9 protein-coding genes are annotated in these 11,399 nt (G+C 73.2%); 7 read left to right on the forward strand and 2 right to left on the reverse strand.

All coding sequences use genetic code 11. From position 1 onward, the window contains the following. The first annotated feature begins 182 nt into the window (after nt 1-182). Both H9623_RS17795 and H9623_RS17800 read left to right on the forward strand, forming a co-directional pair. The gene (locus tag H9623_RS17795) at nt 183-992 is read left to right on the forward strand and encodes an electron transfer flavoprotein subunit beta/FixA family protein (protein WP_193721364.1); all 810 of its coding nucleotides are present in this window, start codon (nt 183-185) and stop codon (nt 990-992) included. Between the two features lie 11 nt (nt 993-1,003). Then, nucleotides 1,004-1,981 (forward strand): electron transfer flavoprotein subunit alpha/FixB family protein, encoded by a 978-nt coding sequence (locus H9623_RS17800; RefSeq protein WP_321575531.1) that lies wholly within the window; start codon nt 1,004-1,006, stop codon nt 1,979-1,981. 72 nt (nt 1,982-2,053) lie between these two features. On the opposite strand, the gene H9623_RS17805 is transcribed toward H9623_RS17800, so the two are convergent. Next, the gene (locus H9623_RS17805; RefSeq protein WP_193721355.1) at nt 2,054-3,193 is read right to left on the reverse strand and encodes a phosphotransferase family protein; all 1,140 of its coding nucleotides are present in this window, start codon (nt 3,191-3,193) and stop codon (nt 2,054-2,056) included. Nucleotides 3,194-3,384: 191 nt separating this feature from the next. Between H9623_RS17805 and H9623_RS17810 the strand changes: the two genes are divergently transcribed. Further along, on the forward strand, nt 3,385-4,665 hold the full coding sequence (locus H9623_RS17810) for a cysteine desulfurase family protein (protein ID WP_193721356.1): 1,281 nt from the start codon (nt 3,385-3,387) through the stop codon (nt 4,663-4,665). Beyond that, on the forward strand, nt 4,662-5,912 hold the full coding sequence (gene mnmA / locus H9623_RS17815) for a tRNA 2-thiouridine(34) synthase MnmA (RefSeq protein WP_193721357.1): 1,251 nt from the start codon (nt 4,662-4,664) through the stop codon (nt 5,910-5,912). Before H9623_RS17810 ends, mnmA begins: the two co-directional genes overlap by 4 nt. A 7-nt stretch (nt 5,913-5,919) precedes the next feature. Here mnmA and H9623_RS17820 read toward each other — a convergent pair whose 3' ends face one another. After that, complete coding sequence (locus H9623_RS17820; RefSeq protein WP_193721358.1) at nt 5,920-6,480, reverse strand: ester cyclase; 561 nt, start codon at nt 6,478-6,480, stop codon at nt 5,920-5,922. Between the two features lie 247 nt (nt 6,481-6,727). Between H9623_RS17820 and H9623_RS17825 the strand changes: the two genes are divergently transcribed. The 3 genes from H9623_RS17825 (at nt 6,728) to H9623_RS17835 (ending at nt 11,242) form a co-directional block, all read left to right on the forward strand. Continuing rightward, on the forward strand, nt 6,728-7,792 hold the full coding sequence (locus tag H9623_RS17825; RefSeq protein WP_193721359.1) for a uroporphyrinogen decarboxylase/cobalamine-independent methonine synthase family protein: 1,065 nt from the start codon (nt 6,728-6,730) through the stop codon (nt 7,790-7,792). Between the two features lie 232 nt (nt 7,793-8,024). After that, on the forward strand, nt 8,025-8,765 hold the full coding sequence (locus H9623_RS17830) for an HAD family hydrolase (protein WP_193721360.1): 741 nt from the start codon (nt 8,025-8,027) through the stop codon (nt 8,763-8,765). After that, nucleotides 8,765-11,242 carry a glycoside hydrolase family 65 protein gene (locus tag H9623_RS17835; protein ID WP_193721361.1) on the forward strand — a complete coding sequence of 826 codons (2,478 nt, stop codon included), beginning with the start codon at nt 8,765-8,767 and terminating at the stop codon, nt 11,240-11,242. Before H9623_RS17830 ends, H9623_RS17835 begins: the two co-directional genes overlap by 1 nt. Nucleotides 11,243-11,399: the final 157 nt, after the last annotated feature.

An 11,399-nucleotide genomic window follows, 5' to 3' on the forward strand; every position in this document is an offset into this window, starting at 1 on the left:
CACTCCATTGTGCGGCCCGCACGTGGACGCCTTGTGCTCACCAGGTGGTCGTCCGCGAGATCTCACCCGGTTGTGCCGCGCTGGCCGGTAGGGTTTCGCCTGTGCCACACCTTCCCCGGAAGGGGCGTGGCATGCGGGTACCCCCCGGGTCCACCGTCGTCCCAACCACGGAGCACATCACGATGAGGATCGTCGTCGCCGTCAAGTACGTTCCCGATATCCACGCCGACCGGCGGTTCGACGCCGGGCGTGTGGTGCGATCGTCCGAGGAGGGGACCCTCAACGAGCTCGACGAGAACGCGATCGAGGCCGCGCTGCGCATCGTCGAGTCGCTGCCCGAGGACGAGCAGGCGACCTCCGAGGTCGTCGTCCTGACCATGGCCGGCCCGGAGGCCGACACCGCGATCCGCAAGGCGTTCCAGATGGGCGTCGGCCGCGGGGTGCGCGTCAGCGACGAGGCGCTCGCGGGCTCGGACTACTTCGGCACGGTCCGTACGCTCGCCGCAGCGATCCGCCGGCTCGAGCAGGAGGGGCCGGTCGACCTCGTCCTGACGGGCATGGCCGCCCTCGACGGGCTCGGCTCCGTGGTCCCCGTGCTGCTCGCGGCCGAGCTCGACCTGCCGCAGCTCACGCTCGCGGGCAAGCTCGAGGTCGACACCGAGGCACGTACGGCCCAGGTCACGCGCGAGCTGGACGACGCGCTCGAGGTGCTCTCCGCCCCCCTGCCGGCCGTGGTCAGCGTGACCGACCACGCGAACTGGCCGCGCTTCCCCAACTTCAAGCTCATCATGGCCGCGCGGACGCAGCCGATCGACGTCTGGGACCTTGCGGACCTGGGGCTGGACCCCGCGACCGTGGGCGACGCCGGGGCCCGCACCCGCGTCCTCGCCGCCACGCCCCGCCCGCCGCGCCCCGAGGTCGAGGTCGTCGTCGACAAGGGCGAGGGCGGTCGCGCGCTGGCCGAGTTCCTCATCCGCAACGACCTGGTCTGAGAGGGAACACCGTGACCACCAACGTCCTCGTCCTGCTCGACTCCCCGCAGACCCAGCTCCGGTCCGCGGCCCTCGAGCTCCTCACCATCGCCCGCAGCCTCGGCCGCCCCAAGGCCGTGGCGCTCGCCAGCCCCAGCGTCACGACGCTCGCGCAGCTCGGCGCCTACGGGGTGGACACCGTCCTCCAGGCCGAGCTGCCCACGTCGTTGAGCAAGGACGACGCCCACCTCACGGCGGTCGTCTCGGCGACCCTCGCGACCGCGGTGCGCCGCGCGCACGCGGACATCGTCCTTCTCTCGGCGACGTTCCCCAACAAGGAGGCCGCAGCCCGGCTCGCCTACGAGCTGGGTGCGGGCCTCGTGATCGACGCCGCCGCGGTCCGTGCGGAGGACGGCAAGGCGGTGGGCCACAAGCGGGTCTTCGCCGGGTCGTGGGACACCTCGTGCGAGGTCGTCACCGAGCAGGCCGTGTTCACGGTCCGCGCGAACTCCGTCGTGCCGGAGCCTGCCGAGTCCTCGGTCGAGACCGAGGTCATCGGGTTCCCGGTCGAGCTGCCGGCGTCGGCGACCGGCGTCACGGTCGTCTCCCGCGAGGAGAAGCCGGTCGTCGAGGGCGGGCGCCCCGCACTGGCCGAGGCCGCGACCGTCGTCGCGGGCGGCCGTGGCACCGACGGCGACTTCGGTCCCATCGAGGAGCTGGCCGACGTGCTGGGCGCCGCGGTCGGCGCGACGCGCGACGCGGTCTACGAGGGCTGGTTCGACACGTTCATCGGTCAGACCGGCGTGACGATCGCCCCGCGCCTGTACATCGGCGCCGGGATCTCCGGCGCCCCGCACCACCGCGGCGGCATGCAGGCCTCGCAGGTCATCGTCGCGGTGAACAACGACTCGGACAGCCCGCTGTTCGAGATCGCGGACTTCGCGGTCGTGGGCGACCTGGCCGAGGTCCTGCCGCAGGCCGCGCAGGTCCTGCGCGAGCACAAGGGCTGACCTCCGGGACGACCTCTCGACGAACGCCCCGGCGGGCACGACCAGCCGGGGCGTTCGCACGTCCCCGGCGGGTCAGAGGCCGAGGTGCTCGAGCCAGGCGAGCGCCGAGACCGCCCGCCCCAGGGTGACGGTCGGTTGGCAGGGGTTCGACCGTGGGGCCGGTCTCCGGGCGAGGTCCATGTTGTAGCCGGCGAAGCCGCTCAGGATCGACCGGAGGTCCGCCGGGTGCACGTCGGCACCCAGGGGGTGGTCGTCGAACACCGCGGTGAGCCAGGCCCCGGCCCGTTCGGCGTCGTCCCAGATCACCGCAGGTGCTCCGCCGTCGGTCGGGACGTGCACGTCGACCGGGTCGAACACGCCGGCGACGCCCTGGGCGCCGACCGTGACCAGGAGGTTGGCCAGGTCGAGCCATCCGGCCCCGCGCATGGCGTAGGGCCAGTCGAGGACGTAGACCTTGTCGTCCGTGACCGCGAGGTTCCGGGCCTGCATGTCGCCGTGGACGATCGACTCGCCCTCGCACGCGACGAGCACGCCGAGCTCGACCTCTGCGAGCGACGTCAGGCGGCGCGCGGCCCAGGGAGACAGCGTCGGCAGGTGCTCGTAGGGCTCGCGGACGAGCCGGCCCCACCCGGTCGTGGCGGAGGCGACCTGCGGCCCGGCCGGCGGCAGGGGGATCTGCCGGGCGCCCGGGACGCGGGCGAGGTCGTCGAGGGTGTCGAGCACCCGTGCGAGGACCGCAGGCTGCCACGGGGTCTGGGGCGGGAACCCGTCGACGGCCTCGTACGCGAGCACGATCCAGTCACCGTCGCCGTGCCCCCACAGGAACCGGGGGGTGGGGACGGCCGTGGGGAGCCGCACGGTGATGTGCGCCTCGGCGCGGTGCAGGTCTGCGCACTCGGGGGCGTCGCGCGTGCGGGCCGCCTTGAGGAACACCTGCTCGCCCGTCGACAGCCGCAGCAACGAGCCCATGCCCGGGCTGAAACCGCTGACGACGCTGATCTCCTCGAGCACGCGGGCGTCCATGGTCGCCTCGAGCTCGTCGCGGAGCTCGCGGGGCAGCTGCGCCCACCGCAGGCGGTCGCTCGCGTGGGCGCGCGGGTCCTGCAGGTAGAGGACGACGCGGGTGGACGTGACGTCGTCGGGCGCGGGAGTGGGGTCCTCCGAGGCGCACGGCGGCACCTGCGGTGGGGCGGTCGAGACGTCGCCGTTCATGCCGTCACCCCTGGAGCACGACGGGTCGTGGCAGGGTGACGACGAGGTTCCCGAGGGCGAACGAGCATCCGTCAAGATATCGGTTTTTCCTGTGCTGTCCAGCGTTCCTCCACACACGTCGCGGGTGACGACCACATCGTGGCCTCGACGGTCGCGAATACCTTCGTAGACTGGACGACTGTGATCGCCCGATGACTTCACCCAGCTCGCCCGCGGTACCCGCGCCCGGCGCCTACCTCGACCATGCTGCCACGACTCCCATGTCGCCAGCTGCCCTCGAGGCGTTCGTCGCCGAGCTCACGGCGACGGGCAACCCCTCGTCGCTGCACGCCGCGGGCCGGTCCGCGCGTCGCGTCGTCGAGGAGTCGCGCGAGGCCGTGGCCGCCGCTCTCGGTGCGCGCCCGAGCGAGGTGATCTTCACCGCGGGGGGCACCGAGTCCGACAACCTCGCGATCAAGGGGCTGTTCTGGGGCCGGCGGACCACGGAGCCCCGCCGTCGACGCATCCTGGTGTCGGCCGTCGAGCACCACGCGGTGCTGGACCCGGCGTTCTGGATGGCCGAGCACACGGGCGCGGAGATCGTCCTGCTGCCCGTCGACGAGGAGGGCCGGCTCGACCTCGACGCGCTGCGCGCCGAGCTCGCGGCCAAGGGCGACGAGGTCGCGCTCATCTCGGTCATGTGGGCCAACAACGAGGTCGGCACGATCCAGCCCGTCCAGGAGGTCGTCCAGATCGCGCGCCCCTACGGCATCCCCGTGCACTCCGACGCGGTGCAGGCGGTCGGGCAGGTGCCGGTCGACTTCGCGGCGAGCGGCCTCGACGCGCTGACCCTCACAGGTCACAAGCTCGGCGGCCCCATGGGCGTCGGCGCCCTGGTCGCCAAGCGCGGTCTGCCGCTGACCCCGGTGCTGCACGGGGGTGGGCAGGAGCGCGGCGTGCGCTCCGGCACCCTGGACACGCCGGCCATCCGGGCGTTCGCGGTCGCCGTGACGGAGGCCGTCGCGGCCCGGGCCGCTCGTGCCGAGCACCTCGCGGCGTTGCGCGACGACCTGGTCCGGGGCGTGCGCGCCGCGGTGCCGGACGCCGTGCTGCGGGGACCGGACCCGTCGACCGAGGCGTCCGCCCGCCTCCCGGGCAACGCCCACTTCACGTTCCCCGGGTGCGAGGGCGACTCGCTGCTCTACCTGCTCGACTCGGCGGGCGTGCAGACGTCCACGGGCTCGGCGTGCCAGGCCGGGGTGCCGCAGCCCTCGCACGTCCTGCTCGCGATGGGCGTCTCCGAGGAGGACGCGCGCGGCGCGCTGCGGTTCTCGCTCGGAGCCACCTCGACGAGCACCGACGTCGAGCGCCTCCGGGCGGCCCTGCCCCAGGCGGTCGCCCGGGCGCAGGCCGCAGGGCTCGCGTCCTCGGGGCGTCCCGCGGGAACGGCCCGGGAGAGCACGACCACCACGACCGGGAGGAGGCCCGCATGAGGGTCCTGGCAGCGATGTCCGGCGGGGTGGACTCCGCCGTCGCGGCCGCACTGGCGGTCGAGGCCGGCCACGAGGTCGTCGGCGTGCACATGGCCCTGTCCCGCAACCGTGAGCAGTTCCGCGCCGGTTCGCGCGGCTGCTGCTCGATCGAGGACGCGGGCGACGCACGCCGCGCCGCCGACGTGCTGGGCATCCCGTACTACGTGTGGGACCTCTCGGAGCGGTTCGAGGACACGGTCGTCGCGGACTTCCTGTCCGAGTACGAGGCCGGGCGCACGCCCAACCCGTGCGTGCGCTGCAACGAGCACATCAAGTTCGAGGCGCTGCTCGACAAGGCCACGGCGCTGGGCTTCGACGCGGTCGCCACGGGCCACTACGCGCAGGTCGTGACGCGCCAGGTCACGCAGACCGGGCCCGACGGCGCCCCCGTGACCCGCACGGTCCGCGAGCTGCACCGCTCGCCCAACGAGGCCAAGGACCAGTCGTACGTGCTCGCGGTGATGGGCCAGGAGCGGCTGGCCCGCTCGATCTTCCCGCTGGGCGGCTTCACGTCCAAGGACGAGGTCCGCGCGGAGGCCGAGCGACGGGGCCTGTCCGTGTCGAACAAGCCCGACTCCTACGACATCTGCTTCGTGTCCGACGGCGACACCCAGGGCTTCCTCAAGGCACGCCTCGGTGCGCGCACGGGCGAGATCGTCGACACGTCGGGCGAGGTGCTGGGCGAGCACGAGGGCGCCTACGCGTTCACGGTCGGCCAGCGCAAGGGCCTGTCCCTCGGGCGCCCGGCCGCGGACGGCAGGCCCCGCTACGTGCTCGAGGTCGAACCCGTCTCCAACCGGGTCGTCGTGGGCCCCGCCGAGCTGCTCACGGTCGACCGCATCGAGGGCGACCGGTCGGTCTGGCTCGCGGACGACGTCCTCGCCGACGCGGGGTGGGCGCCCGACGCGACGGGTCCCCGGGCGGCCTCCGGCTGGTTCGAGGCGTCCGTCCAGGTCCGCGCCCACGGGGCGCCGGTCCCCGCGCGGGTGCGCGCCGTCGTCGGGCCGGCGGACGGTGAGGGCGAGCCGGCCGACGCGACCGGGTCGCGTGCCCAGGGAAGCCGCATGGAGGTCGAGCTCACGGGTGAGACGCTGCGCGGCGTGGCCGCAGGGCAGTCGCTCGTGGTCTACCAGGGCACGCGGGTGATCGGGCAGTCGACCGTCCAGCGCGCCTACCGGGCCCGGCGCGCGCCGGGCGCCGCCCGCTGACCGGGCCTCATGCCACGACCGGGACGTTGCTCCCCACCGCGGCGCCCGGCCGGGTCGCTGCGACGACCGCGCTCGTCGGGACGACCGCGTGCTCGCTGAGCTCGCGCACGAGCCACGCGTCGTCGCGCACCGCCCAGTGCTCGGCCTCGCGACCGTCCACGAAGCGCAGCATGTGCATCTCGCGGACCGTGAAGTGACGACCCGTGGGCGCCAGACCACGGAAGAACCCCGTGTGCCGTGCGCTGAACGCGACGTGCAGCGCGACCAGGTCGCCCTCGGCGACCGCGTGCAGCACCTCGACGTGCTGGTCGGAGAACGCGTCCGAGAACCAGTGCATGGCCGCGACCAGGCCCTCGAGCCCGCCCGAGCAGCCGGGGGCCGGGTCGTGGTTGTGGAAGTCGGCCGCGACGAGCGCCGCGAGGGCCTGGGCGTGGTTCCCGGGGATGGCCTGGGTGTGCACCGCGATCGCGGCCGCCTTGTTGGTCGCGGTGACGGGGGTGGTCGCCGTCGCGTCGTGCCGGCCGTCGGGAGCGGTGGCCCCGGTCGCCTCGTGCTTGCTGCTGCTCATGTCCGCCTCGCTCGTCCGGCGGGGTCGGTCCAGCGGCCACCGCGTCGTCACGGTCTGTGGTGCATACTCATCAGCCTTCACTCGGAGAGAGGGAGAAGGCAAGGGTTCGTGCGGGTGATGCCGGGGTGAGATCGTCGCGGGACGGCACCGGCACCTGCAGGACGGGCGGACCGGCGGACCCGTCGCCCAGGACACCGCACAGCACACCGCACAGCAGGGCACGTCGAACAGCAAGGAGACTCAGGACATGACGTCAGTCAGCGGGCACGGGCCGTGGCCCGGCGGCGAGGGTACCGACGTCCTCGAGGCGCAGCAGATGATCTTCGGGGACCTCGCGGAGGTCCCCACGGGCGTGACGCCCGTACCGTTCCTGGCGCGGCTTCCCCAGCGCGGACCGGGGGCCGACGCCGTGGGGCGCACCGCGACCCTGCTCGCGGACCTGCCGGTCGAGATCGGGCCGCACGGCTGGCGGCTCGCGGACCGCTCGGGCATGGACGAGCGGCGGGCGCAGGCGTTCCTGCGCGAGGACCTCGGTGCGCTCGCGATCGCGGGGCACGGGTACGTCGGGCCGCTCGCGGTGTCGGTCGTCGGGCCGTGGACGCTCGCGGCCGAGCTGTACCTGACCCGCGGCGACCGCGTCCTGGCCGACCGCGGGGCCGCGGCGGATCTCGCGGAGTCGCTCGCCGTCGGGCTGCGCGCCCACCTCGACGAGGTGCGCCGCCAGGTGCCCGGGGCCGAGCTCGTGGTGCAGGTCTCGGAGCCGTTGCTCGCGCAGGTCAACGCAGGGGTGCTGCCCACCTTCTCGGGGTACTCGCGCCTGCGCGCGGTCGAGGGACCTGACATCGTCGCGGGGCTCGAGACCGTGGTGAAGGCCGTGCGGGACGCGGGGGCGCGCAGCGTCGTGCACGTGGGGCCCGCGTGGGTCGGGATCGCGCCCGTGGTCCTCGCAGGGGCGGACGCCGTGGGCCTCGACCTGGCGGCGCGCGCCGACGGCTGGGACGAGAAGGGCTGGGAGCTGGCCGCGCGCGCGGTCGAGCGCGGGACCGGGATCTGGGCCGGGCTGCCGCCCGCGAAGGTCTCGCAGTGCTCGGGGCCGAACCTCGGCGAGCTGACCTCGCTCGTGACCGTGCCGTGGCGCCGGATCGGCCTGCCCGCCGCAGGGCTCGACGACGTCACGCTCCTCGCGGCGCCCCGTGCGGGCGGCGTGGGGCTGGGTTCGGGCCAGCGGCTCGGGAGCATCGACGAGAACCGGGCGATGCTCGGCAACCTCGGGCGGGTCGCGGAGATGCTCGCGGAGCGCGCGCAGGACTGACGGGGCCCTGCTGTCCCCGTCGGCCCTGTCGGCTGTTGCGGCCGTTGCGGCGCCGGTGGGCCGTCGGGTCGGCCGCAGGCCCGTGACGACGCGGGGCGAGGGGGCGCCGCGGTGCTGTCACCCGTCTCACGTCGCCCTGTTTCGCCGTGGTGGCCCGCGGTGCGTAGGCTCGGAGAGAGGTACCGACGTCCTGCGGTGCTCCCTCGTCCGTCCACTCTCCCGAAGGAGCGCGATGCCCGCTCTGCACGCCGTCCTCTTCGACCTCGACGGTGTCCTGACACCCACCGCCGAGGTCCACATGCGCGCCTGGGAGCGCCTGTTCGCGCCCCTGTGCGCCGAGCGGGGGGTCGCCCCGTACACGTCGGCCGACTACTTCGCGCACATCGACGGCAAGCCCCGCTTCGACGGGGTCGCGACGATGCTCGCCTCGCGCGGGATCGAGCTGCCGTGGGGCACGATCGACGACGCGCCCGGCGAGGACACGGTGTGCGCGCTGGGCAACAAGAAGAACGAGATCGTCAACCGCATGTTCGTCGAGGAGGGGATCGCCCCGTACCCCGGCTCGATCGCGTTCCTCGACGCCGTGACCGCTGCCGGCGCGCTCGTGGCGGTCGTCTCGTCCTCGCGCAACGCCCCCTCCGTCCTGGCGGCTGCCGGGATCGCGGACCGGTTCGAGGTCGTCGTGGACGGGACCGTTGCCGCCGCAGCGGGCCTCGAGGGCAAGCCCTCTCCCGCGACGTACGAGTACGCGGCCCAGCTCCTCGGTGTGCCGACGACCGCGGCGGTCGTCGTCGAGGACGCCATCTCGGGCGTCCAGGCGGGCGCCGCGGGAGACTTCGGGCTCGTGGTCGGCGTGGATCGTGGGGTCGGTGCGGACGCCCTGACCGAGCACGGTGCGGACCTGGTCGTGAGCGACCTGGGCGAGCTCGACGCGACGGTCCTCGACCGTCCTGCGCTCGACGAGGCCCGCTGATGGCCGGGTTCGAGCACGGCTTCGACGGGACCGTGGACCGCAGCCGCTTCCCGGCGGACCCGTGGCGACTGGTCGAGAACCGCTACTCGGCCCACGACCTCGGGGTCACCGAGACGCTGTTCTCGGTCGGCAACGGCTACCTCGGTATGCGGGGGAACGTCGAGGAGGGGCGCGAGTCCCACACGCAGGGGACGTTCATCAACGGCTTCCACGAGACGTGGCGCATCCACCACGCCGAGGAGGCGTACGGGTTCGCCGAGGTCGGGCAGACGATCGTCAACGTGCCCGACGTCAAGATCATCCGGCTCTACGTCGACGACGAGCCGCTCCTGCTGCCCGTCGCGGACCTGGTCTCCTACGAGCGCTCGCTCGACATGGCCGACGGCGTGCTGCGCCGCGAGCTGCTGTGGCGCACGCCGTCGGGCAAGCGGGTGCTCGTGAAGTCCGAGCGCATGGTCTCGTTCGTCGAGCGGCACCTGGCCGTCATCACGTTCGAGGTCACGATGCTCGACGAGCCCGCGCCGATCGCGATCTCCTCCCAGATCCTCAACCGGCAGGACGGGCAGGACGAGTACCACGTCCCGTCGGCAGCGATGGGGCAGGGGTTCGACCCGCGCAAGGCCAACCAGTTCACCGAGCGGGTCCTGCAGCCGCAGGTGCAGTGGGGCGACGACGAGCGCCTGGTCCTGTCCTACCGCTGCACCAACTCGGGCATGACGCTCGCGGTCGCCACGGACGACGAGCTCGTCACCGAGAACACGCACGACGTGCGCACCCAGGTGGACGAGGACCTGGCCAAGCACGTCTACCGGATCCAGGCCGAGCCGGGCAAGCCGGTCCGGCTCACCAAGACCGTGGCCTACCACACGTCGCGCGGGGTGCCCGCGCGCGAGCTGATCGACCGCTGCCGCCGCACGCTCGACCGCGTGCGCGAGGAGGGCGTCGCGTTCCAGCACGCCGAGCAGCGCGAGTTCCTCGACGAGTTCTGGGCCCGGTCCGACGTCGAGATCCCCGGCCAGCCGGAGATCCAGCAGGCCGTGCGCTGGAACATCTTCCAGCTCGCCCAGGCGACGGTCCGTGCCGAGGGCAGCGGCGTGCCCGCCAAGGGGCTCACGGGCACCGGCTACGGCGGCCACTACTTCTGGGACACCGAGATCTACGTGCTCCCGTTCCTGACGTACACGAGCCCCTGGTACGCGCGCAACGCGCTGCGCTTCCGCTACCAGATGCTCGACGCCGCCCGCCGCCGTGCGAGCCAGCTCTCGCAGGCGGGCGCCCTGTTCCCGTGGCGGACGATCAACGGCGAGGAGGCCTCGGCGTACTACGCCGCGGGCACCGCGCAGTACCACATCGACGCCGACGTGGCCTACGCCCTCATGCAGTACGTGCGGGCCACGGGGGACCAGGACTTCCTGGAGCGCGAGGGCGTCGACATCCTCGTGGAGACCGCGCGCATGTGGGCGGACCTCGGCTTCTGGCGGGCCAACGGGGACGACCACTTCCACATCCACGGCGTCACCGGGCCGGACGAGTACACGACGGTCGTCAACGACAACCTCTTCACCAACGTCATGGCCCGCTTCAACCTGCGGGTCGCGGCCGAGACCCTCGAGTCCATGCGCCGCGACGCGCCGCACGACTACGAGCGCCTCGTGATCCGCCTCGGCGTCTCCGAGGAGGAGACCGCGGAGTGGTTGCGCGCCGCGGAGCACATGTCGATCCCCTACGCCGAGCACCTGGGCATCCACCCGCAGGACTCGCACTTCCTGGAGCGCGAGATCTGGAACCTCGCGGCGACGCCCGCGACCAAGCGGCCGCTGCTGCTGCACTACCACCCGCTGGTCATCTACCGGTACCAGGTGCTCAAGCAGGCCGACGTGGTCCTCGCGCTGTTCCTCCAGGGGAGCGAGTTCACGCCCGAGGAGAAGCTCGCCGACTTCGAGTACTACGACCCGTTGACCACGGGGGACTCGACGCTCTCCGGCGTGGTCCAGTCGATCATCGCGGCCGAGGTCGGGTACCACGAGCTCGCGCTCGAGTACTTCACGTCGTCGCTGCTCGTGGACCTCGAGAACCGCCACGCGAACGCGGCCGACGGCGTGCACGTCGCCTCGGCCGGCGGGACCTGGTCGGCGCTCGCCTTCGGGTTCGGGGGGATGCGCGACGACTGCGGGCGGATCAGCTTCGACCCGCGGCTGCCGCAGTCGTGGGAGTCGCTCACGTTCCGCGTGATGCTGCACGGGGCCCGGCTCAAGGTCACGATCACGACCGACTCGATCACGTTCGTGTGCGAGACGGGTGAGAGCGCCGAGGTGCACGTGCGGGGCAAGGTCGTGCGCGTCGTCGCGGGCGAGCCCGTGACGGTCGCCCTCGACGGGCACGGCCCCGTGCTCAAGGGCACCCCGAGCCTGCGTGACCTGACGGGCAACCGGCGCGAGGACGGGACGCTCATCACGGCCACGGTGCCGCACTCGTAGGTCGCGGAGCGGTCCTGCGGCGAGCCGCCGTCTCGCTCGGGATGCGGCGAGGGGGGGGGGGGCCCCCCGGGGGGGGGGCCCCCTTTCCACTGCCCTCTCGAGCCGCTAGGAGCGCGCACCGTGTCAGACGTCTTCTCGTCACCCTTGTCCATCACTC

The organism is Oerskovia douganii (assembly GCF_015142735.1).
GTDB lineage: Bacteria > Actinomycetota > Actinomycetes > Actinomycetales > Cellulomonadaceae > Oerskovia > Oerskovia douganii.